The following is a 24,708-nucleotide window of genomic DNA, read 5'->3' as shown; positions in this document are numbered from 1 at the left end:
TAATTTAAGAATTTAGAGTAATCCTGTTTCTAAAATATATTATTAAATTTATCCCCACTTGATTCCTTTTGAATAAGCACTTTTTACCCAATCCCCCAAGGGAAGTTGATTTGTTTGCGAGCCTTACAAAAAGCAATTTACTGACTTGCGAAAATTAAACTAGAAATTACGATGCGCTTAAAGCATATTCATACATCCTTTTTTATATTCGGATTACTTTTAATTAGTTTAAATAGTAGCGCTCAAAATATTCAAGCACCTGTCATCAGTTCTCCCTACATGGCAAATTCAAGTGCGAATGGCGCCCATGGCAGTGGTGGTAGCAGTAATCTTTATTACGACTCAGATGCTATGAAATGCGATGCTAATGCTGCGGGTAATGGCGGCAACGGCTCCCCAAATCCCTTGAATGTGGATATTTTAAATCTTGCTTCCTCTGGATATGGTACGGCGATATCTGCTACATCTATCGGAGGTAATGGTCAAAAAGGAGCTAACAACGAAAATGCATCCTGTCCGAATTATAACGCGAGAAGTGGCGCCTCTGGCGGTGCTGGCGGGCAAATAAGCGTCATTTTTTCACCTGGATCTGTTGGCAACACTTCCCTTGCTAGCACTGGTATTTACGCCGTGTCTGGTGGTGGCAATGGTGGCGATGGCGGTTACAACAATCAAGGTGGTTCGGCGGGTAACGGCGCCAATGCGGGGGCCGGAGGTTTTGTTAGTGTGACTAATAGCGTTTCATTAGTAGTCGGTAATACGGCTGGGGCATATGGCATTTATGCCAAAAGTTATGGTGGAAATGGGGGTATTGGCGGCGACGCTGCAACCTGTTGTGATACAGCAGGTAGTGGTGGCACTGGTGGTTCTGGCGGTATTGGTGGGTCTGTATCAGTTAACAATGGAGCAAGCATTCAAGCTGCCTACTCTGTTCCTATCTTTGCACAAAGTGTGGGAGGTTATGGTGCCGCCGGAGGTAGTACTACTGGTGGCGGCATTCTTAAGCCGGACTCATCAGGTGGTTCTGGAGGAGGAGGTGCCGCGTCGAGTCCTGTAACAATTCTGAATTCAGGTTCATTAAGTAGCTCGATGGTTGGGGGTTATGGAATATTTGCTCAATCAGTAGGTGGGGGTGGTGGTGCCGGAGGTGCAACTGCAGGCATGAATGCATGGGGTGCATCTGGGGGTGATGCGGCATCGGGATCTACCATCACTGTCGTCAATTCAGGAAACATTTCTTTAAGCGGCGTTTCTTCTATTGGCATTGATGCTCAATCAATTGGCGGCGGGGGTGGGCAGGGTGGGATGGCTACATCCAGCACCGAAAGCGCACCTACTGTATATGGTTCTGCGATAGGAGGTTCAGGTGGCAGCGGCGGCAATGGCTTAACAGTTAACGTGTCTAATACCGGGTCAATCTCAACCGGGATCGGATACGTGAATACCACCAGTTCAAATGGTGGTGCGTTTGGAATATTTGCTCAATCCGTAGGTGGTGGTGGAGGTTTAGGTGGATATGGCCTTTCCTCGAGCAGCAGTTTTATCGGTTCAACCTCCGTCACCCAATCGGTTGGCGGCAAGGGTGGCAGCGGAGGGAATGGTGGATCTGTCTACGTCAATAATGGTGGATCCGTCTCAACAGCGGAAAATAACTCAGCTGGTATTTTTACTCAATCCGTAGGTGGCGGCGGTGGCTCAGGGGGCGGGGCTGTGAGTTTTTCCATTGCATTAGGTTCCTCTACCAGTATCGCTACTGGAGGTAGCGGGGGCAATGGTGGCTATGGTGGCTACGTTTCTGTCAATGAAAATCCAAGCGCAGCGCCATTAGTTTCTGGCTCTCAGATTAGCACTTTAGGAATCGGTTCACCTGGCATTCTTGCTCAATCAGTAGGCGGCGGTGGTGGCAACGGTGGTTATGCAATTGCGGTTTCTGGAAGTCTATTGGGTAGCTTAAGTATTGCTTATGGCGGCACTGGAGCAGCTGGTGGGCATGGTGGAAATGTTTATGCATCTACCGGTGGTGTTGGTATTAATACTGCTGGAATCGATTCGCCCGGTTTATCTGCTAGCTCTATTGGCGGCGGTGGCGGCAGCGGGGGTTCAAGTATTTCTGCAGCTTTTGGCGGCGGAGCTGTTGCCCTATCTTACGGTGGTTCAGGAGCCGCTGGTGGTTATGGTGGCGCAGTAACTGGAAGCAACCCAGGCTCTGCGATTAACACTTCTGGAGAGCGCTCTTATGGAATGATCGCTCAATCTGTTGGCGGTGGTGGTGGCAATGGCGGATCAAGTATTGCTGCAAGTGGAGGTCTGATTGCATCAGCGTCCCTAGTTATCGGCGGAAAAGCCGGCGGTTGCACTCCAAACTCAACATACCCAACTGTCTATTGCAACGGTGGAGTTGTTTCACTTTCAAATAATGGAAGTATTACTACTAGCGGTTTTGAAGCTAGTGCGCTTGTGGCTCAATCCATTGGTGGTGGCGGTGGTAATGGTGGTTTTGGAGTTAGTGGATCTTTATCACTTGGTTTTGCTGGTGCTGCTAGTGTTGGTGGAGCGGGTGGTTCGGCCGGATATGGTGGCGTCGTTACTTTGTTAAATACAGGCCCTCTATTTACAAGTGGTGGCGGTGCGCCTGTTATCTTGGCTCAATCCATTGGCGGAGGCGGTGGTAATGGCGGATTTACAGCAACTGGTTCGCTTGCTTTCGCAGTCTCTGCTTCAGTTAGCGTTGCTGGCAACGGAGGGAGCGGTGCAGCAGGTGGCGCAGTAAATGTTACTAACTCGGGCTCTGTTGATGCAACTAATGACACAGCGCTATCGCCTGGAAATAACCCTGCCATTCTGGCTCAATCCATTGGAGGTGGTGGCGGTAATGGCGGATTTTCTGCGGGCGCTGGTATCGCATCTGGAGCAGCAGTATTTACCTTGGGTGGGAATGGCGCAAGTGGCGGCTCGGGTTCAACGGCTAGCGTTACTAACTCTGGAATTATTTCAACAGATGGAGCACTTTCCTCCGGCATCATTGCCCAAAGTTTGGGTGGTGATGGTGGTAATGGTGGCCTATCTGCGAGCGGCGCAGCATCTTATTTTGTTTCGGCTACTACTGCTATTGGCGGACATGGCGGATCTGGTGGTAGTGCGAATGGCGTATTAGTTTCAAATAATGGAGCTATTGCCACAAATGGAGCGCTATCTAATGGCATTACTGCACAGTCTATTGGCGGATCCGGCGGTAATGGAGGTACCGCGGTATCTGCTGGCGTATCTGCAAACGCAAGTCTTAATGCTTCAGTTGGTGGTGGCGCTGCTTCTGGTGGCAATTCTTATAACGCTAGCTCGGGTATTGGCTCAGGATATGCAGTTTATATAACTGATTCATCCAGCATTACTACCAATAGTGACCAGTCTGGCGGCATCTTGGCTCAGTCTATTGGAGGTACTGGTGGTAACGGTGGTAATGCTATCTCAGGAACCATTGCCGGAACACTTTCGGGCAACGTTACTTTGGCTGGCAGTGGTGCAAGTGGGGGTACTGCTGGAAATGTTTATGTTGGCATAAGCAATTCTTCATCAGCTTATTCTATTAACACCTCCGGACTGTTGTCTAGCGGGATCTTGGCTCAATCCATTGGCGGTGCCGGTGGTAACGGCGGGTTTAGTGTATCGGCGAGCGGCTCTGGTAGCGCTAGTGCACAAGTGGGCATTGGCGGAAATGGCAGTACTGGAGGAGTTGGTGGCACAGCAACCGTTAATACTGATGCCAATAGCACCATAACTACCCTTGGGGATCAATCAAGTGGCATCATCGCCCAATCCATTGGCGGGGTTGGTGGTAATGGTGGTTTTGCAGGAAGTTCGACTGTTTCTTCTGTAGCAGCAAATGTTTCTCTTGGTGGCTCAGGCAGTTCCGGCGGTCTGTCAAAGCTGGTTACAGTAAATAGTTCTGCAGCTATCAATACAAGTGGCGCTCAATCATCTGGCATTTTGGCGCAAAGTATTGCTGGTGCTGGAGGAAATGGCGGTAGTACGTTTGGTGGCTCATTCTCAAGTTCTGGTTCAACGAATGTGACGGTTGGAGGGGTAGGGGGAGGTGGAGGCATTGCAGGCAATGTTGATCTTACAAATGCCGGTGCCATTACAACTCTGGGGGCATCTTCTTCTGCCCTGACTGCCCAATCGATTGGTGGATCTGGCGGCAATGGTGGAATGGCATCGGCCGGCGGACTATCCTCAGGGTCTGGTCTTGCTGTAGCGATTGGTGGTGCTGGTGGTACAGGTGGCACGGCTGGTCAGATAGCTGTAGATAATTCAGCAACACTAAGCACATCTGGCGTGCAGTCAATCGGCATTCTCGCGCAATCGATTGGGGGTGCTGGCGGCAATGGTGGCAATGCAATCGCCGGTACGATTTCCAATAATGCAAGCTTTAGCGCAGGCATCGGTGGTGGGGGTGCGACTGGTGGATCTGCCAACTTGGTGGATGTAAAAAATACCGCAAGCATTACTACAAAAGGTGATCAATCCGCTGGCATCCTAGCTCAGTCTATTGGAGGTACCGGTGGTAACGGTGGCAATGCTATCTCAGGAACACTGAGCGGTAATGTATCGGGTGATGTTACTTTGGGTGGCGGAGGCGGTGGCGGTGGAACAGCGCGTAACGTTACGGTTGATGCATCATCGGGTTCATATTTAATTTTCTCTACGGGTTCGTTATCAAACGCCATTACCGCTCAGTCGATTGGTGGTAATGGAGGTAACGGTGGATCGAGCTTTTCTATTTCAGCCAACACAGGGTCTAAAGCTGCATCTGGAAATGTTTCAGTTGGCAACAATGGCGGCACTGGCGGCACTGCTGGAATTGTTGAAGTGGATTTAGGGGCTAATGTTTCTATCAGTACTGCCAATTCTGGTTCACTCGGCATTCTTGCTCAATCGATTGGTGGTAATGGTGGCAATGGTGGGTCAGCTATTTCTGGTGTATTTGCACCTGCTGGTTCTACTGCTTCCATCAGTGTTGGGGGCGGTGGCGGCAATGCTGGCACTGCAAATGATGTGTTGGTTACTGTTAGTGGATCAAGCATCACAACAAGTGGATTAAATTCTGAGGGTATTCTTGCTCAGTCTATTGGTGGAAGTGGGGGTAATGGAGGTTCTAGTCAATCACTTGCTATTAGTAGTACAACATCAACACAATCTTATGGCATCAGCCTATCGGTTGGTGGAGTTGGCGGTAATGGCGGCATTTCTGGAGCTGTTACTGTTAATCAATCTGGCTTAATCAATACATCAAGCAGTAGTGTGTTCACAGATAACTCAGCAGGCATCATTGCTCAATCCATTGGCGGAGTTGGAGGTAATGGTGGGTCAGCAACATCAAATGCAATTGCTGGACAAGGGAGTGCTTCATTGTCTATAGGCGGTCAGGGTGGAACTGGCGCCGATAGTGGATCCATAGTCACTGTTTTAAGTAACTATGGACTGACCACAGGCGGAATTTATACCAGCGGTCAAAATGCTCCAGCAATACTAGCTCAGTCTATTGGTGGTGGCGGTGGTAATGGAGGGTGGTCACAGAGCAATTCTTCAAGTAATAAATATGCAGCTGGTATGGCAATTGGTGGCTGGGGCGGTCAAGGCGGAACTGGTAATGATGTCACTGTCAAAGCTGGAGGAATTATCTCTACTGCAGGCCAACAATCTGATGGCATCTTGGCTCAGTCTATCGGCGGCGGTGGAGGCAATGGTGGAGCTAGCACGTCACAAGTTACTGCTGCTCCTGGAGCTGCAGCAGATGGCGTTACATCGGTAGTTGGTTCTTTGACTGGTTCAACTGTAGTTGCCGGTGGAGCTTCTTCACTTTGGAGTAGCTCAGGCAGTCAAGGTAGTACAAATTCCACGGCGCCTAATAATGGCATCTCCGCTTCATTCTCAATCGGCGGAAGTGGCGGCACTGCCGGAAATGCAGGTGCAGTCCTTGTAGATAGCGCTGCAAAAATTTATACCAGCGCAGATTTATCGAATGGCATCGTTGCGCAATCTATTGGTGGCGGTGGTGGTAATGGTGGTTCGAGCTCAGCGAATGGTGAAGGTGGTAAATATTCTGGTGCCATATCAGTTGGTGGTTATGGCGGCACTGGCGGCACAGCAAGTTCATTAAGAGTGAACAATTCTGGTCAGATCAGCATCCTTGGAAGTGATGCCTCTGGGATTGTTGCGCAATCGATTGGTGGTGGCGGTGGAAATGGTAGCTCAAGTTCTGCAGTTGGATCTGCTGGTACAGGCGGAGTAGCTGCTGTTACCTTTGGTATTGGCGGTAAAGGGGGTAGCGGGGGAACATCGGGTGTAGTGGAGGTCACCAATGGTGGAGTTATTGCTACTACAGGCCAAAATTCTTTTGGTATCTTGGCTCAATCGATTGGCGGCGGCGGCGGTAGTGGCGGCTCCAGTACTACTGCCTCTTCAGTGTTAGCAGGTACAAGCGGTACAAGTTCTGCGATGTCTAGTGGAGCTGCAACTCCAACAACATCTGGTAGCAGTAATTCGGCTACATCCGGCAATACTTCGAGTGGTCAAACTGGTGGACAGGCTGGTGCTGATAGTGGTTATGCAGTTGGTCTTAGTGTTGGTGGATATGGTGGCGCCGGAGCAAATGCCGGAAATGTTTTAGTCAGCAATACTGCACAAATTATTACTGGTTACCAACAATCCATATCAAACTTAACTCTAGGATTAGCTGACAATTCTTCTGCAATTTTTGCGCAATCAGTTGGTGGTGGTGGTGGTGTTGCGGGTTCATCCTCCAGCAATTCAGATGCAAGCAAAGCAAGCGTTGCACTTTCGTTAGGCGGTAATGGCAGCGGTGGCGGCAATGCGGGAACAGTCCAGGTCAACAACACATCCTCTTTAGACACTAAGGGTAATTTTGCATCAGCTATATTCGCTCAATCAGTGGGCGGCGGTGGTGGCAACGGTGGATCATCTAGCAGCACATCGGGACAGGCTGGCAGCTTGGCAATATCAATGGGTCTCGGTGGTGCAGGCGGTTCTGCTGGAAATGCTAACTCCGTTCTCGTTGATACATCTGGTGCAAGTAGAGCGCTAATTCTTACAAAGGGTTCTGAATCATTCGGTATTTTTGCTCAATCCGTGGGTGGCGGCGGTGGCAATGGCGGCGCTGTATCTCTCTCATCTGCAAATACGGCAGGAACTAGTAGTACAAGTTCTGCTAATAGTGCGTCGAATGGAGCTACCAATTCAGCCACTGCAAATAGTGGCGTAGCACTATCTGCCGGCCTTGGCGGAAGAGGTAGTGGAGGAGGTAGTGCTGGCGAGGTTCAAGTAAGGAATGCTGCATCTATCATCACAACTGGCGCTGATAGCAGCGGTATCTTTGCGCAATCAGTTGGTGGTGGTGGCGGTAATTCTGGTAGTACTTCAAGCAATGCTAACAGCGGTGCATATGCACTCAGTTTTGCATTGGGGTCAAGCGCAGGGACTGGTGGCGCAGCTGGCACTGTGACAGTGAATTCAACGAATACTATTTATACCGGTGGCGATAACGCTTCTGGTATCTTTGCGCAATCAGTTGGTGGTGGTGGTGGTAATGGTGACTCATCCAGCGCTACATCAAGCACCAGTTCTGGTAAGGCCAATGTTTCCATGAGCATGGGTGGTAGTGGTGGTAGCGGCGGTGCTGCTGGTATTGTCACGGTTACGAATAATGGAAATATCTTTACTACCGGAAATAATGCTTTGGGCGTCATCGCACAATCTATTGGCGGCGGCGGCGGTAATGGCGGGTCTAGTCAATCTAGCAGCTCTGGCGGCAGCTATACAGGTGCATTGACTCTTGGTGGTTCCGGGGGTAGTGGCGGTACAGGTGCCGCTGTTACTGTTGATGCAGTTGGCAGCATTAGAACCTTTGATAATAATTCGTCAGGCATTTTGGCTCAATCTATTGGTGGTGGTGGTGGTAATGGCGGCTCCGCTAGTTCTACTGCTAGCAACGGTGGCTCTGTTAATGCAAGTATCGCTTTAGGTGGAACTGGCGGCACTGGTGGTGCATCTGGCGCAGTGGTGGTTGACACTACCTTTGCTGCCTACAACACTGCTACTGCTAGTTCATTGCGTACCCCATTGATTACGCCAACGATTACAACTTATGGTGAAAATTCCTCAGGCATAGTTGCTCAATCCATTGGCGGTGGCGGTGGTAGTGGCGGCTCGTCTACTAGTCTTGTAAATTCAAGTAGCAGCAATACTGATACCGTAAACCTCGCAGTTTCCCTTGGCGGAAGTGGTGGTAGTGGTGGAGATGCTTCAACTGTAGCGGTCTATAACGATTCAAACATCAGTACATTCGGTAAGAACTCTTTCGCCATCATTGCACAATCGATCGGCGGTGGCGGTGGCAATGGGGGTGTGAGTAATTCAAGTTCTAGTAGTGGGTATACGGATGGCACAGAATATAAGGCGGTTGTATCAACCTTGAGTATTGGCGGTAGAGGTGGTTCAGGAGGAGTGGGTCGTGATGTCGTAGTAAATTCAACCGGAACATTAAGAACGAGTAGTGAAAACACTTCATCCATACTGGCTCAATCCATTGGCGGATCAGGTGGTAACGGTGGTGCAGCGAATACAAACACTAGTGGCGGTAATTCTTCAGCAGTATTTGCAATTGGAGGCAGCGCCGGAAACGGCCAAGTTGGCGGAATGGTCACTGTAACAGCGAGTGGAGATTCGACAACATCCGGTAATAATGCGGCTGCTATTTTTATGCAATCTGTTGGCGGCGGTGGTGGCAATGCTGGATCTACTCAGCTTAGTGCTATAGGTGGTGACTTCACCAGCAGATTTACTTTAGGTGGCACTGGTGGAACTGGCGGAGACGGTAAAGCTGTAGAGCTCTCAACTAGAGGTAATAGCATCACTTATGGCAATAATTCCTCAGGTATATTTGCACAATCAGTAGGCGGCGGCGGTGGTAATGCCGGCTCTTCAAATGTTGCTATTAGAGGTGCTGGAGCTATTTCCTCGGATATGACTCTGGGTGCAAGAGGAGGAGCTGCAGGTGCGGGCGGTAATGTTAACGTCACTATTTTGGGTCGCGGTTCGGTAGCAACCGACGGCCAAAACTCAATGGGAATATTTGCCCAGTCTGTTGGTGGCGGCGGCGGCTCTGCGTCTAGCAATAATTTTACTGAAGCGAGTAATGCAGCCATCACTGCATTTAAATTAGGCTCGGCTGGCGGCACTGGTGGTGATGGCGGTGCAATTCGAGTGATCAATAACAGCTCAGTTTCCACCTCTGGTGATAATTCAGTTGGCGTATTTTCGCAATCAGCAGGCGGTGGCGGTGGAGTTAGCTCGTTTGCTGATAGATCGCTAGTTGCAGCATCCTCCCTTACCACTAGCTTTGCTCTAGGTGCTGGAATTTCGTCTAGCACTGCTGCTAATGGCGACGGAAAAGCTGTTTCTATCATCAATACAGGGTCTGTTGCAACCGGTGGAGCAAACGCCATTGGTGTATTTGCACAATCGATTGGCGGCGGCGGAGGGTACGCTGCAGCTACTATTTCTGCTGGAAATATCAACCTCAACACAAGCAGTGTTGGCGCTCAAAATAATAGTTCAGGTAATGGCGGCACTGTTTCTGTAAGCCAAGATGGTTACATATACACGACGGGCGCGGGTTCCATTGGTATATTCGCCCAATCGGTGGGTGGAGGAGGGGGTTATTTAGGCGTTGTTAGCAAAGATGCCAATGCAAGTTTGACAGGTGGAAATAATCTGACGATGGGTGCTTCATCAGCATCCGGCAACGGTGGCGATGTAACAGTCACTAACACTGGGCTAATTAGAACTACTGGTGCAAACGCGATTGGTATTTTGGCTCAATCTGTTGGTGGTGGTGGTGGCACGGTACTTGCTTCTGGTTTAGGGACGATTACACCAACCTGGGCAGCGGGTACCGGTAACGGCGGAAATGTCACTGTCAATATTAATTCACCAATCTATACCTCTGGTAAAGGAGCTTACGGTGTTGTTGCGGAATCCGTTGGCGGCGGCGGCGGTCTCGCTATTAGTGGCAGTGGCGTCGTCGATAGCGGTGGTAGAGGTACTGGTGTCGCAGGCTTGGTTACTGTAAATGTAAATGCACCGATTTTTGCAACTGGTCAGGGCGCCATTGCTCTATACGCCCATTCTATTAGCGACCCAATTGTTACCGTTGCGTCTGGCCAATCCATTGTGGCAACCAATGGTGCAAGTGCTGTCGTGTTACTAGGACTCGCTAATGCGCTGACTAATAATGGCACGATTACTGGTAGCGTGTTGCAACAAAATGTCTTGACTGAAACTGCGCTTGCAACAGGTGAGAATGGGGTGACTACCGTAGTGAATAATTCTTTAATGACTGGCAATATTCAGGCTGGAAATGGAATTAGTGGTGACACAAGTACTATCAATATCACCAATAATGGCAAATTATTTGCTGGTGCAACTCTAAACCTAGGTTCAAGCTCGAGCTTGCTCACCAATAATGGTATTTTTGCCAGTGCAGCGAGTAGCTCAACTAGAGCTATTGCTACGACCAACATCAATGGTTCATATGTACAAAATGTGGGAGCGCTAACATTAGTACGCGTAGATTCACCAGCAAATGGCATGGATCAGTTTGTAGTCACCGGTAATGCAGCTTTGGGAGGCTATCTTAAGCCTGTTCCGCTAGATCGTAGTTATATCGCCCCAGGTACTGTGACTCAAAATATATTCCAGGCCACTGGCACATTAAACGTGGTAGATCCCAATCTCATCATCTTAAACAACAGCATCATGATGAGTTATGTGGCCGCCGCTAATAGCAATGGAATTTCATTGGCGGCTACAGCCAATTTTGCTCCTGCAGGAATGAGTAGCTACTCTACGCAGGTGGGTAATAGCATCGGTAGTATGCAAACGGCGGGAAGCAGTCCATTCTTCAGCACGGTAACATCCCGCTTAGTCAGTACTCAAAGTACTGTAAGTCAGTTAAATCAAACATACACAGCTCTTGCAGGCACTGCTATTTCTGCGATTCCTCAGGTCAACTACGAAGCAGTTAATCGCTCTATTGCCAATTTTTCAGATCGCATGAACTCATGGCGTGTTGGTGATAACTTTGTTGCTTCAACCCAAAATTCCAGAGCCTTATTGACTAATGCACAATCAGCTAATGCACCAATCATTCCTGGAAGTGTGAATGATGAATTACCAGAATCTAAGAAAAAATCAGGTGATTTTAGGACCTGGATTACCCCATTCCAAGGAGATGCATCCACTAATACTTTGATGGATAGGGTGTATGGAGGAACCTTAGGTTTAGAGGTTGGCTCATCTGATGGCGGCCTGATTGGTGGCTTAGGCTTCACAATTTCTCAATCTAATTTTAATTACAGCAATAGCCCTACACCAATTACTCCAGGAGCTTCAACCAACTACGGCGCTTCCTTTTATGTTGGCGCTAGAAATGATAGGGCTTACATTTCAGGTATTGGATATTTTGGCGGTAGCAGCACTACGTTTAATCGTCAGGTGCAAACCCTAGGATTCAATATGTCTACTAATGTGAATATTCATAGTACGGTGATCGGTGGAAGGGTGGAGGCTGGCTACAATCTTTTGCCTAATTCAGATGGCAAAAGACAGGTTCAGTTAACACCATTCGTAGCATTTCAGCCAATGCAAGTTCGTCAAAACGGGGCTAACGAATATTTCTCTGGTTATGGCCCGGGCTTTTACTACGGAGCTAATACGAATACCGCGTTACCAATATTTGTTGGTGCAGAGTTAAGCGGTGATATTGATGTGGGCAATAACTCAAAGTTTTTACCATTTCTGAGAATTTCTTGGGTTAGTGATACAGCTAGTCAAGCGACTATGGCTAGTTCTTACAGCGGAGCTAATGGCCCGTCACTTTATAGTAATGGCACACCCTCATTTGGTAATGCAATGATCTATAAAGCTGGTGCTAAATATAACTGGGGCCGATCTATTAGCGCTTATGGCACCTTCGATCTTGAGCAGGGAAATAAAACCTACAACTATCGTGGAATTGGCGGTACGTTAGGGGTTCGTTACAGTTGGTAGTATCTTTTTTTAGTGTTCTGCCTCTAGAGGTTGCTGTAACGCCGCTAGGCCGAGCAGATTGTTGATAGCATTTAACCTAAGTAAGCCCAAGAATTTAGAAATGAAAAAGCCACCCGAAGGTGGCTTTTGTATAACTGGTGGGTCGGGCGAGATTCGAACTCGCGACCAACGGATTAAAAGTCCGCTGCTCTACCGACTGAGCTACCGACCCAGTAAAACAAAGATTATAGCAAGAAGTTTAGGGGTGTTCTTGGGGTTTAGGCTGCCTGCCTTTCAGCCCTTGTGCCTGCAAGTTCATCAGGAGTTCACCCGTCTGGCTACGGGTGGATTTTTCGAGAAATAGTCCTTAATTCCTCTCAAAATCGCTTCGGCAATTTGGTCCTGATAGCCGTCATCATTCAATCGGGCCTCTTCCTGTGGGTTACTAATAAAAGCAGTCTCAACCAGGATGGATGGGATGTCTGGGGCCTTTAAAACAGCAAAGCTAGCTTGCTCAACTTTTCCTTTATGCAGGGGTGCAAATCCACCGATTTGTTTCAGAATGGAATTGCCCACTTGTAGAGAGTCTTTGATTTGGGCCGTTGTCGACATATCTAGCAATAGATTAGCAACCTGTCGATCTTGTGTCTTGATATTGATTCCACCAATGAGGTCTGAAGCATTTTCTTTATTCGCCATCCAGCGCGCCATAGTGCTACTTGCACCCATCTGGGAGAGCGCAAAGACGGAGGCACCTTTTGCTCTTGGCTCAATAAAAGCATCTGCATGAATCGATACAAATAAATCTGCTTCTACTCTTCTGGCTTTTTGTACTCGGATATGGAGCGGTACAAAGTAATCACCATCTCTAGTGAGATAAGGGCGCATATAGGCCTCACCCTCAATCTTTTCTTTGAGTCGCTTGGCAATCGAAAGCACGACATGCTTCTCTTTGGAGCCTGCTGCACCAATAGCCCCAGGATCTTCACCACCATGTCCTGGGTCAATGGCAATCGTAATCAAGCGTTTATATTTTACGGTAGCAGGGAGTGCTTTGGTTTCTGGAATGGCTTGAGCTACGGGCGCTGCAGGTACTTTCGCTACTTCTTTTTCTTTCTTGGTGGCGAACTGTGCAATGAGATCGACCTCTTCATTAGATTTTTCAAGAGCACTCTCTTTTTTGGCGCTACTTTTTACCAGAGCCATTAATGGATCTGGTGGCGTAGTAGGGTAGAGATCAAACACCATGCGGTAGTTGTATTCTGCAACCGGATCTAATGTGAAGAGCTGTGGCTTGATCGGTTCTTTTAAATCAAATACCAAACGCACAATGCCTGGCTGAAATTGCCCAACCCGAATTTGTGAGACATAAGGATCGTTTGGTTTGACTTTCGCAACCAAATCTTTCAGGGTTGAGTTCAGTTCAAGTCCTTGAACATCAACAACTAAGCGATCAGGATTGGTCAGAATCTGTTGAGTAATCGGTAGTGGAGTATCTGACTCTAGAGTAATACGCGTGTAATCTTCCGAGGGCCAAATGCGGACACCCAATATCTTGGCACCCCAAGCAATTTCCACCTCAGTCAGCAGTAAAGCAAAGCTCAAGAACTTGGCGGACGTCTTGAGATGCTGCCTTCTCGAGAGATTCATTTTCTTGCTACTCATATTGAGTTAGCTATCGCTTGTATGTTCTTAAGTATTTTCTTGCCCTCTGCAGAAAATGCATTCAGGCTAATAGTGCGTTCATTTTCTTGCTCACCAGCCATCAGTTGAATCTGAATATCAAAAGCAGGTATGGTGCCTTCTGCTTTCTCGGGCCACTCAATTAAACAAAATCCGGGTACATCAAAATATTCTGCAAATCCTGCCTCTTGCCATTCCAGAGGATCACGCATACGGTAGAGATCGAAGTGATGAGCAGTAAAAGCCTTTTGATGACTTGTGAGTTCGTAGGGCTCACATAAAGTGTAGGTCGGACTTTTCACCTTGCCCTCGTGACCCAGACCTTGAATTAAATATCTAGCTAATGTAGTCTTGCCTGCCCCTAAGTCCCCTTCTAAGGCGATATTGAGGTGTCCAGTTGGCGTTGCCAAAATCCATTGGGCAATGCTGATGGCAAGTTGTTTAGCTAAGGATGCAGTTTCTGCTTCCTGCCTACAATATTGCTTAAGCGATGCTTGTGGCGATGCCTGGGGCGTCTGGTTTTGGGTCATTGCCCTAGTTTATTCAATTATTGCGCTACATTCTGTATTCACCATGCCTTTATCTAACCAATCCGAGTCACTAAATCAGCCTGATCTGCGCAATTGGCTAGGGGAACAGGCTGAGCGCTTGGGATTTGATGGATTGCGTATTACTGACACCCATTTAGGCCCTGCAAGTGAACGCTTGCAAGAATGGTTGGCTGAAGGGCGTCATGGCCATATGGACTATATGGAGCGCCATGCCGATTTGCGTGCTAAGCCAGAGTTATTGGTGCCTGGCGCAGTCAGAGTGATTTGCGTCTCGATGAACTACCTACCTCTAGAGAGTGATTTTGATGCTGAGTGGCGGCGACTAGCAGATCCGACTCAAGCAGTTGTCTCGCTGTATGCCCGTGGACGTGACTATCACAAAGTATTGCGCAATCGTTTGCAAGAGTTTGCCAAACTGATCGAAGAAAAAATTGGCGCCTTTGGTTATCGTGTCTTTACAGACTCAGCGCCATTAATGGAAGTCGAGTTAGCGCGCAAAGCGGGTTTAGGTTGGCGCGGTAAACATACACTGCTGCTCAATCGAGAATCGGGCTCCACTTTTTTCTTGGGCGAGATCTTGGTCGATGTACCGCTACCAATGGATGAAGAGCAAGCAGAACATTGCGGCACTTGCCAGTCCTGCATTGATGTCTGTCCTACTCAAGCGATTACTGCACCTTATCAATTAGATGCACGCCGTTGCATCTCCTACTTGACAATTGAAAATCCCGAGGCCATTCCGGTGGAGTTCAGAAGTGCGATGGGGAATCGGGTCTATGGTTGTGATGACTGCCAATTGATTTGCCCATGGAATAAATTTGCCCAGCGCACCAGCTTGCCTGACTTTGCACAGCGTCATGGTTTAGGACAAGCCAGTCTGCTACACCTCTGGTCATGGACTGAAACAGAGTTTGAGCAACGTCATGAGGGTAGCGCCATTCGCAGAATTGGTTACAGTCGCTGGCGTCGCAACTTAGCGGTTGCTATGGGCAATGCACTAGCGAGCTCGACAGTTTCAGAGGCGGAGAAGGCGCAGATTCATCAGATCTTAAGTGCGGCTTTAGGTACTGCCGATCCCTTGGTGGCAGAACATATTGAGTGGGCCCTAGGGGCTGACAGGGCTTACAATTAATTCATGTCTTCATCTGACCAACCGTATATTGATCCTAGCGAGATCGCGCTCGAGGAAGCTGTAGCCCAGCGCTTTAAAAATCCCAGTGATGCATTCTGGACAGGAATGCGGGACGCCGCTGGTGCTCCTGCAATGGTGCTCTTTGCGGGAATGGTGGGTTTTGGTGCGATGGGGAAGACCAATGGCTTTGATGTGTGGTTTACCACCTTTACTTCATTCTTCATGTTCGCCTTGCCAGGGCAGGTGGTCTTATTTGAGATGGCCATTACAGGTTCCTCTGTTTTGGCAATTGCTCTAGCGGTGACCTTGACCTCAACCCGTTTCATCACGATGACGGTGACGCTCTTTCCGCAATTTCATCAGAGAGATCGCAATCGCAGCTTATATGCCTCCGTCCATTTATTAGCAATGACAGCGTGGGCTATTTCGATGCGAGAGTTTCATGCAATCGAAACCAAACACCGTTTGAACTATTTTGTGGGACTTGGTTTACTCTGCTGGCTCATCTCAGTGCCGGGCACGATTCTGGGATATTTCTTGGCTGGGATGGTGCCTGCGCCAGTGACTCTGGGCCTTGTCTTTATTAACCCATTATTTTTCTTGCTTACCTTTACAGAGGTCAAGCCTTGGATTAACCGCATCGCCATTTGCCTTGGTTGTATCTTTGGGCCCATCTTCTTTCTGATTGATCGCGACACGAGCCTGTTATCGGCAGGCGTAGTTTCAGGAACACTGGCTTACTTTATTGATCGCAAGTTCTTGCGCAAAAAAGCGGGATTCATCGGATGAACGGCGTAATCGATACGATGACTAGTGCCCTGTCTGGTTGGGGTCTGTGGCTTGCCTTAGTCGGAGCTTGCTTAGGAACTTATTTTTGTCGCGCGATTGGCGTATTTCTGTCGAACAGTATTAATCAAGATAGTGAAATCTTTCGTTGGCTAGCGGCTATTACTTATGCGATGGTAGCTGCACTAACTGTACGCTTGATAGTGATGCCCTTGGGCTTAATGGCTACCGTGCCCTTATGGATTCGGATTCTTATTTGCGCCTTAAGTATTGGTGTGATGGTTTCCAAACCCACCAGGCGTTTAGTTCCAGCCTTATTGACTGGAACTTTACTCATGGTCAGTTACGGCGTAATGCGCTAAGTATTTATTAGAGGTGCGCTGCCAAGATTCTGGCGATATGCACCGCTTCTCTTTGAGTGCCATCGGCGATTTGATGACGACAGCTCGTACCGTCAGCCACCACCCAACTATCGGTTGATTTCCGAATACTTGGTAGTAAGCTAGCTTCAGCCATTTGTTTGGACACTGCAATGTGTTCTGCCTCATAACCAAAACTACCAGCCATACCGCAGCAAGAGGATTCAATCAGTTTAGGCTCAGCCTTTGGAATGAGTTTGAGTAATTCCATTGCGGGAGTAACCGCAGCAAAAGACTTCTGATGGCAGTGACCATGAAAGAGTACCTGTTTACTGGCTTCTTTAAGGTGGAGTTTGAGAGTGCCCGCTTTTGCTTCGCTGGCTAAAAATTCTTCCAAAAGTTGAGCCTGTTTAGAAACGCTGATCGCTTTGTCTCCAAAGCCCATCACTAAGGCCTCATCTTTCAGCGTGAACAGACAAGAAGGCTCTAAACCAATAATTGGAATGTGCTTGTCGGCGTAAGGAGCAAGGTGATCGACTAATTCACCTAAAGTTTCTTTGGCTTTACCCACCATGCCTGCTGCAAGATAGGTTCTGCCACAGCAAAACTCTTTGGAGCAGGTGTTTGCTGTATTGCTTTCGCTCTTACCTTGGCTTTGATCTTCTCTTTTGTGCGGAATATGTACGCGATAGCCTGCAGCTTGAAGCACTTTCAGTGCAGCTGTCAGGTTCTCATCTTCAAAATAGGCATTGAAAGTATCGGCTAGCAAGACCACACCTTTGCCATTCGTGCTCTGCGCTAATTCTTCGGGTGTGAACTGGTAGTTTGATGCGACTTTCTGATTCCAGAACGTCTTACTCTTCCAAATAGGCAAACTTCTTTGTGCAGAAATGCCCATCACCCATTCCTGTAGTTTGGCTACTGGTGGGATGTGATTGCGTAGGTTGAGTAAGGCGGGTAATAATGGAATATTGCTAATACTTGCCGCGTACTTTGGTAGATATGCCACAGCGAGATCTCGCAAGGAGTGGCCAACCCGCTTCTTGTAAGCTGATAAGAACTCAATCTTCATCTTGGCCATATCGACGCCAGTAGGGCACTCACGACGGCAGGCTTTGCAACTGACACAGAGCTCCATCACCTCTTTAATCGCATCACTCGCTAGCGGGGATGAATCGACTGTTGACCCACTTTTGATGTCGAGTTGATTCGATAGCGCTAAGCGTAAGGTGTTCGCTCTACCTCGAGTGAGATGTTTCTCATCACGGGTGACGCGATAACTAGGACACATCACTTCAGCATCAAACTTACGGCAGTGACCATTGTTATTACACATCTCCACTGCCTTGGCCAAGCCCATGGCAGGATCGCCACCGGTACCTGGCGCAGTTGTTTCTTCTGTAACTGGGTCGTTCTGCACATTCCAGGCTGACCAATCTAAAGCTGGTTGCAATGGAATCACTTTGTAATTCGGCGGAAATCGAAAATTGATGGAGTCATCCATCTTGGGGGGATTCACAATCTTGCCGGGATTAAATAAACCCTTCGGATCAAAAGCATATTTGATTTCAGAGAGGGCTTGCGTGATCTTGGGGCCAAACTGCCAAGAGATCCACTCACCACGACATAGACCATCGCCATGTTCGCCGCTGTAAGCACCTTTGTATTTACGCACTAAAGCAGAGGCTTCTTCAGCAACAGCGCGCATTTTCTGTGCGCCATCTCTGCGCATATCCAAAATCGGGCGTACATGCAAGGTGCCTACAGAGGCGTGGGCATACCAAGTACCGCGTGAGCCGTATTTAGAGAAGACATCCGTGAGTGCTTGGGTGTAATCAGCAAGACTCTCCAGGGGCACTGCGCAGTCTTCAATAAAACTCACCGGTTTGCCATCGCCCTTGAGGCTCATCATGATGTTTAAGCCAGCCTTGCGCACTTCCCATAAATTCTTTTGTAATGCAGCGTCTGGCATAGTCACAACAGAGCCTGGTAAACCCAGATCGCTCATGAGTTCTTGTAAGGCTTTGAGTTTATCCAGCAGTGGTGCATGTGCTTCGCCTGAAAACTCCACCAAGAGAATGGCTTCAGGGGTCTGAGCAGTGTGATCAATCAGTGCACTCTCAATCGTTTTCTGAAAACTCGGATTGCTGCGTGCCAAATCAATCATGGTGCGATCAACCAACTCCACTGCAGTTGGTCCCAATTTCACAATATGTTGAGCACTATCCATTGCCTTATAAAAACTGGCAAAGTTCACAATACCTAATACCTTGTGCTGCGGCAAGGGTGCCAACTTAAGCTTGAGCGACTTGAAGTAGGCAAGGGTACCTTCGCTACCCACTAAGAGATGCGCTAAATTGACGCTGCCATCTTGGGTGTAGGGCAATTCGCTTTGGGGGTGGAAGATATCGAGGTTGTAACCCGCAACGCGTCGTAACACTTTAGGAAAGTGCGCCTCAATCTCCGGCTGCAATGTATTGGCCAGACCTTTCACAAAGTCACCGAGCTCTCTAGCAACTCCAGAACTGCTTGCGTAGTTGGTAAATTCACCAACTTGGCCATTTGCGAGCCAAGCATTGATGCCTAAGACGTTGTGCACCATATTGCCGTAAGCAATTGAGCGACTACCGCACGAGTTATTCCCTGCCATGCCCCCAATGGTTGCTTGCCCAGCGGTAGAAACGTCCACTGGGTACCAAAGACCATGTTGCTTGAGTGAGCCATTCAAGTGATCAAGCACCATACCAGGCTCAACTTCTACATAGCCTTGATCAAGATTGAGATCGAGTACATTTCTGAAATACTTCGTGTTATCAATCACCAGTGCTGCGCCAGTAGTTTGGCCGCACTGACTTGTACCGCCACCACGTGGCAAAACAGGTACACCGAGTTCCGCTGCAATCTGAATAGCAGTAGCAATATCTTGCGCTGTCTTCGGTACAAGGACGGCAACTGGCATTGCTTGATAAATAGAAGCATCAGTTGCGTAACGACCACGGCTAGCGCTATCGATCATCACCTCGCCTGAGGTTTCTTGGCGCAGGCGTTTGGCTAATTGAGCCTGATCTACCATTAGCTCTTTGAGATCTAAGGGTTTATTCATTTGACTGTCTCGGTCTCAGGAGTTTCGGCTTTGAGTAACTGGATAACAACATCGCGTTTGTTTTGCACGTGGGTCATCATGATCTTGCGCATGCGCCCAGGATCTCTTGCTTTAAGAGCATCGAGCATCTCTTGATGCTCTTCCACAGCCTTCTCCCATTTGACGCCATCTTGATTGGAGCGAAAGCGTAAGGCTTCAATCCGAGCGTTGACTTGTGAAAAGAGTTTAGTGAGCACAGGATTACTGGCCGCTTGATTAATTAAGTGATGAATGCGCAGATTGAGTTTGTAGTAGGTGGATAAATCACGACGCGCATAGGAGGCCATCATTTCATATTGGAGCGCTTCTAGTTCTGAGAGGGCGGTATTCGTAATATTTTTGGCAGCGAGTTCACCCGAAAATCCTTCTAAGTCTGCAATCACATCAAAGGTGTGAATCACATCTGCCAGACTGAGTTGCACCGCAATCGCACCGCGATTGGCGATGAGCTCTACTAAGCCGTCTGCAGCTAGGCGACGAATCGCCTCCCGAATGGGGGTGCGTGATACATGTAAGCTCTCAGCCAATTCACGTTCATTGAGTTTGCTGCCCGGAGCAATCTTGCCTTCTACCAATAGCAATCTCAGCTTTTGGAAGATCGCCTCGTGCAAGTTCTGTGAGTTAGGCTGTTCTAGCAATGTCATGCCCTATTTCCTTAGTCACTAAATTTGTATACAAAAATACCAATAAGCCATCATAAAGTAAAAATATGATATTTAAGGCCTATTGAAGGGCTTTATTTTAAGGTTTTATAGAAAAAATTGTATACAAAATGGAAAATTAGCAAAAATTGTCATACACTAAGCCTATTATTCAACCTAAAACCCGTGAGACAAAACATGCTGAAACTCGATAACCATGCATCTGGCCGCCATTTTCTCCATATACCTGGGCCAAGTCCGGTACCGCCACGCATTTTGCGTGCCATCAGTTATCAAACCATCGATCACCGCGGTCCTGAATTTGGGCAGTTTGGTTTAAAGGTTCTAGACGGCATTAAGAAGATTTTTAAGACCGAGCAACCCGTCATTATTTATTCCGCATCTGGAACTGGCTCATGGGAAGGTGCGTTAGTAAATGTGCTGAGTCCTGGCGACAAAGTACTCTTTTATGAAACCGGTCAGTTTGCAAACTTGTGGCGTGCACTTGCTCAGAAAATTGGCTTAGTGCCAGAGGTAGTTGGTAAAGAAGGCAAAGACACTTGGCGTTGGGGTGTGGATGCTGATGTGATCGAGGAGCGTTTGCGCAAAGATACACAACATGAAATTAAAGCAGTGTGTGTAGTGCATAACGAAACCTCCACGGGTATGACGTCAAACATCGCTGCAGTTCGTAAAGCGATTGATGCCGCTAAGCATCCTGCCTTATTGCTCGTGGATAGCGTATCTGGCTTGGGTTCAGCCGATTATGAGCATGACAAATGGGGCGCTGATGTGACAGTGTCTGGCTCACAAAAAGGCTTGATGCTACCCCCTGGTATTGGGTTTAATGCTTTATCACCGAAAGCAATTGAGGCTAGTAAAAACAGCAAGACCATGAAAGCGTATTTGGATTGGGAGGAAATTCTTGAGGCAAATAAAACAGGTTACTGGCCAACAACACCCAGTACGAATCTGATGTATGGCTTGCATGAAGCCATTGACATGATGTTGGCTGAAGGTCTAGATACGATTTTTGCACGTCATCAACGATTGGCTGAAGCCTGTCGTCGTGCAGTGACTGCATGGGGCCTTGAAAATCAATGTCAGGATGCAAGTGCATATTCTCCAGTCTTAACTGCCGCAGTAGTGCCAGAAGGAATGGATGCAGACATCTTGCGTAAGCACGCCTTGGAAAAATTCAATCTCTCTCTGGGAACTGGTCTTGGCAAGCTCAAGGGCAAGATTTTCCGTATTGGCCATTTGGGTGACTGTAATGAGCTCAGCCTAATGGCTGCCCTGAGTGGGGTAGAGATGAGTTTGGGTGCGATGGGCTACAAACCTAAGGAAAGCGGCGTTGTGGCGGCTCAAGAGTTCCTGAAATAATCGAATTTAGGTGGAGACAGGGTGTGGCAGGGCCTAGGAAGCTAGGTCTGGTCACACCCCTTATAATTAAAGCACTTCTATAGCTGTGCATTCATTGATTGAGACAGAAAGATTAAACATGTTAGCGACTAAACCTTATTTAACTCAGGCTGATGTTCAAAAGATTTTGAATGCAGCGGATCAACATGCTGCTAAAAATAATTTGGCAGTCACGATTGCTGTTTGTGATGATGGTGGTCACATGTTGGGATTAATTCGTCGCGATGGTTGTGCCCCTTTGTCTTCTTACATTGCTCAAGAAAAGGCACGCACTGCAGCTATGGGTAAACGCGAGACTCGTGTTTATGAAGAAATTATTAATAACGGACGCCATGCTTTCTTATCAGCTCCACATGTATCGGGCATGTTAGAAGGTGGTGTCAATATCGAGGTGAACGGGTTCACTATCGGCGCAGTCGGCGTTTCCGGCGTTAAATCGGCGGAGGATGCTGAAACCGCTAAGGCCGGCATCGCCGCCATTCTATAGATTTTCTTTTGACAAATACTGCTACTGAAATAACTTCTTCTCCAGGGGCTGACGACACAGTCGCCCCTAGTGTTACCCCTCCAGCAACAATCACATTTGCTGACTTTGGTTTAGATCCGCAGATTCAAAAAGCGGTATCCGAACAAGGCTACACCACTCCAACTCCGATTCAAGCGCAATCTATTCCGCACGTATTAGCGGGTAGTGATTTGATGGGTGCCGCCCAAACAGGTACAGGTAAAACTGCAGCTTTTGTTCTGCCGATCATTCAACGTATCTTGCGCCATGCTAGCAATAGCGCCTCTCCGGCCCGCCATCCAATTCGAGCCTTAGTACTCACGCCAACCCGAGAGTTAGCGGTACAAGTTGCAGAAAACGCAGGCAATTATTCCAAATACACCGATTTGCGCACCGCTGTGGTCTATGGCGGCGTGGATATGAAAGAACAAGTTGCGCTCTTGCGTAATGGCGTTGAGATATTGATTGCCACACCTGGACGCTTGCTGGACCACATTGGCTCTAAGGTCGCTAATTTGTCGCAGGTTGAGCTCTTAGTGCTTGATGAAGCAGACCGCATGCTCGATATGGGCTTCTTACCCGACTTGCAACGCATCATCAATTTAATTCCAGCGCAAAGACAAACACTCTTGTTCTCAGCAACTTTTTCTCCAGAGATCAAAAAACTGGCGCAAAGTTATTTACGTACTCCAGTGACTGTGGAAGTAGCCCGCCAAAATGCGGCTGCTGATACTGTGAAGCAAGTGATTCACATGGTGAACTCAGCTGATAAACAGCGCGCTATTGTGCAAGTTTTAGAAGCACGCACCCGCCAAGGTCTCTCTCGTCAATGCATCATCTTTACCAATAGCCGTTTGGGTTGCGCAAAGTTGTCACGTGCACTCGAACGAGATGGCATTAAAGCAGGCGCGATTCATGGGGATAAGAGCCAAGGTGAGCGTACTCTCACATTGGATGCATTTAAGTCTGGTGCCATTGAAGCCTTGGTAGCAACGGATGTTGCAGCTCGTGGATTGGATATTCCAGATATGCCATGCGTGATCAACCATGAGTTGCCATATAACGCCGAAGACTTTATTCACCGTATTGGTCGTACCGGCCGCGCTGGAAGCAAAGGCGACGCGATTGCTTTAGTGGACGCCAGCGAGAAGCGCTTGCTGGACGACATTGAAAAATTAATGAAGCGCAAGTTAGAGGTTGCTCCCTTGCCTAATGGTGCTCCTGCTCAGAGCAGATCTACTTCCAGTTCTACTCCTGCAAAAATGTCAGACCCATTTTTTTATAAACCTTATGAACCTAGTGCAGCACCGCAAGCCGAAGAAGGTGCAAAGCCAGAAGAGAAGAAGGTGGGCATTACGCCAGCCAAGCCAGCAGTAGGCGCCTTATTAGGTGGCTTCAAAAAGAAATAAAGCAGTTTTGATTTGCTTAGGCGCTTTTCCAGGCCTGAGTAGCTGCCAATAGCCACTCAGCAATCGTGATGTTTTCACTATCAGGCAAATTGCTCAATCCCAAATGAATCGCAGCCTTACGTAATTCAACAAGGGATTGCTTTGCATCCCCAGTATGAATTTGCGTTGCGAGGGTTTGCTTACTCAATTTCTCCCCATGCTCATCGAGTACTAAGGGTAGATGTCGATACTGTGGGGCGTGATATCCCAATACATTTTGCAGATGCATTTGTCGGGCAGTATTACTCAGTAAATCCTCACCACGCACAATATGTGTAATGCCTTGATGGGCATCATCAACCACTACTGCGAGTTGATAGGTAAATAAACCATCACTTCTGCGCAGCACAAAATCACCCACTTCTTGATTGAGATCTTGGCCTTGAGAGCCTAATCTCAAATCCTCAAACTCAATATGGCAATTTTCGGGGAGGGCGAGTCGCACTGAAACTGTAGGACTATCGAACACGTCTAGTGATTGAAGCCCCAATACAGTTGGTCTACAGGTTCCGGGATAGACCATTTCTTGGTTACGAGGTGTTTGGATACCCAGCTTTGCCAAGGTGGTTGCAATGGTCTGCCGGGAGCAGGTGCAGGGATAAAGTAATTTGAGCTGCCCAAGGTGCTCTAAAGCGTTTTGGTAGAGCTCTTGGCGTTTGGACTGGTAAGTGTGCTCTTCATCCCAGAAAAGACCACAGGCAAGCAGTTGAGCCTGGATTTGCTGATCAGCCCCAGGGATGGTTCTGGGGGTGTCAATATCCTCAATTCTGAGCAACCATTTACCCTTATTTTTACGGGCATCTAGCCAGCTCCCGAGGGCTGCAACCAGCGATCCAGCATGGAGGGGGCCGGTGGGCGAAGGGGCAAATCGCCCGCGGTAGCCGTCGGGTGGGGATGGGGGGTTTTTCAGGTTCGACACAGCTAAAATCATCTC

12 protein-coding genes and 1 tRNA gene are annotated in these 24,708 nt (G+C 48.2%); 7 read left to right on the top strand and 6 right to left on the bottom strand.

The annotated features are described in order from the left end of the window. Positions 1 to 279: 279 nt before the first annotated feature. Positions 280 to 12,126: an autotransporter outer membrane beta-barrel domain-containing protein gene (locus tag IEN92_RS00985; protein ID WP_216159702.1), complete on the top strand. Its 11,847-nt coding sequence runs from the start codon at positions 280 to 282 to the stop codon at positions 12,124 to 12,126. 135 nt (positions 12,127 to 12,261) lie between these two features. Here the strand turns inward: IEN92_RS00985 and IEN92_RS00980 are convergent. The 3 genes from IEN92_RS00980 to tsaE all read right to left on the bottom strand — a co-directional run bounded on the left by IEN92_RS00980 (position 12,262) and on the right by tsaE (position 14,318). Then, a tRNA-Lys gene (locus tag IEN92_RS00980) sits at positions 12,262 to 12,337 on the bottom strand. An 86-nt stretch (positions 12,338 to 12,423) separates the two neighbouring features. Beyond that, the gene (locus tag IEN92_RS00975; protein WP_216159699.1) at positions 12,424 to 13,770 is read right to left on the bottom strand and encodes an N-acetylmuramoyl-L-alanine amidase; all 1,347 of its coding nucleotides are present in this window, start codon (positions 13,768 to 13,770) and stop codon (positions 12,424 to 12,426) included. Next, entirely contained in the window at positions 13,767 to 14,318 is a 552-nt protein-coding gene (gene tsaE, locus IEN92_RS00970; protein WP_216159696.1) for a tRNA (adenosine(37)-N6)-threonylcarbamoyltransferase complex ATPase subunit type 1 TsaE, read from the bottom strand. Before tsaE ends, IEN92_RS00975 begins: the two co-directional genes overlap by 4 nt. 43 nt (positions 14,319 to 14,361) lie before the next feature. Between tsaE and queG the strand changes: the two genes are divergently transcribed. Genes queG through IEN92_RS00955 form a run of 3 tightly spaced genes read left to right on the top strand, consistent with a single transcriptional unit; the run spans position 14,362 to position 16,619 of the window. Further along, positions 14,362 to 15,471 (top strand): tRNA epoxyqueuosine(34) reductase QueG, encoded by a 1,110-nt coding sequence (queG, locus tag IEN92_RS00965; RefSeq protein WP_216159693.1) that lies wholly within the window; start codon positions 14,362 to 14,364, stop codon positions 15,469 to 15,471. Between the two features lie 3 nt (positions 15,472 to 15,474). Beyond that, positions 15,475 to 16,260 carry an AzlC family ABC transporter permease gene (locus IEN92_RS00960; protein ID WP_216159690.1) on the top strand — a complete coding sequence of 262 codons (786 nt, stop codon included), beginning with the start codon at positions 15,475 to 15,477 and terminating at the stop codon, positions 16,258 to 16,260. Beyond that, the gene (locus IEN92_RS00955) at positions 16,257 to 16,619 is read left to right on the top strand and encodes an AzlD domain-containing protein (protein ID WP_216863883.1); all 363 of its coding nucleotides are present in this window, start codon (positions 16,257 to 16,259) and stop codon (positions 16,617 to 16,619) included. The genes IEN92_RS00960 and IEN92_RS00955 overlap by 4 nt, the downstream gene beginning before the upstream one ends. Before the next feature lie 7 nt (positions 16,620 to 16,626). On the opposite strand, the gene IEN92_RS00950 is transcribed toward IEN92_RS00955, so the two are convergent. Together IEN92_RS00950 and IEN92_RS00945 are read right to left on the bottom strand one after the other, a co-directional pair. Beyond that, positions 16,627 to 19,719, bottom strand: a complete 3,093-nt coding sequence (locus IEN92_RS00950; RefSeq protein ID WP_216159687.1) for an FAD-binding and (Fe-S)-binding domain-containing protein — start codon at positions 19,717 to 19,719, stop codon at positions 16,627 to 16,629. Continuing rightward, a complete protein-coding gene (locus IEN92_RS00945) occupies positions 19,716 to 20,402 on the bottom strand; it encodes a GntR family transcriptional regulator (protein ID WP_215373611.1) in 687 nt (228 codons plus the stop codon). The genes IEN92_RS00950 and IEN92_RS00945 overlap by 4 nt, the downstream gene beginning before the upstream one ends. Positions 20,403 to 20,597: 195 nt before the next feature. Between IEN92_RS00945 and IEN92_RS00940 the strand changes: the two genes are divergently transcribed. The 3 genes from IEN92_RS00940 (at position 20,598) to IEN92_RS00930 (ending at position 23,735) form a co-directional block, all read left to right on the top strand. Next, positions 20,598 to 21,782: an alanine--glyoxylate aminotransferase family protein gene (locus tag IEN92_RS00940; RefSeq protein ID WP_216159684.1), complete on the top strand. Its 1,185-nt coding sequence runs from the start codon at positions 20,598 to 20,600 to the stop codon at positions 21,780 to 21,782. Between the two features lie 118 nt (positions 21,783 to 21,900). Then, a complete protein-coding gene (locus IEN92_RS00935; RefSeq protein WP_088524809.1) occupies positions 21,901 to 22,308 on the top strand; it encodes a heme-binding protein in 408 nt (135 codons plus the stop codon). A gap of 8 nt (positions 22,309 to 22,316) precedes the next feature. Then, complete coding sequence (locus IEN92_RS00930; protein WP_216159681.1) at positions 22,317 to 23,735, top strand: DEAD/DEAH box helicase; 1,419 nt, start codon at positions 22,317 to 22,319, stop codon at positions 23,733 to 23,735. Positions 23,736 to 23,751: 16 nt separating this feature from the next. Here IEN92_RS00930 and gluQRS read toward each other — a convergent pair whose 3' ends face one another. After that, complete coding sequence (gene gluQRS, locus IEN92_RS00925) at positions 23,752 to 24,705, bottom strand: tRNA glutamyl-Q(34) synthetase GluQRS (protein WP_216159678.1); 954 nt, start codon at positions 24,703 to 24,705, stop codon at positions 23,752 to 23,754. Positions 24,706 to 24,708: the final 3 nt, after the last annotated feature.

It is taken from the genome of Polynucleobacter sp. MWH-Creno-3A4, assembly GCF_018881885.1.
GTDB lineage: Bacteria > Pseudomonadota > Gammaproteobacteria > Burkholderiales > Burkholderiaceae > Polynucleobacter.
Note: the sequence above shows the minus strand (reverse complement) of the source record. Positions and strands in the feature narration are given on the sequence as shown.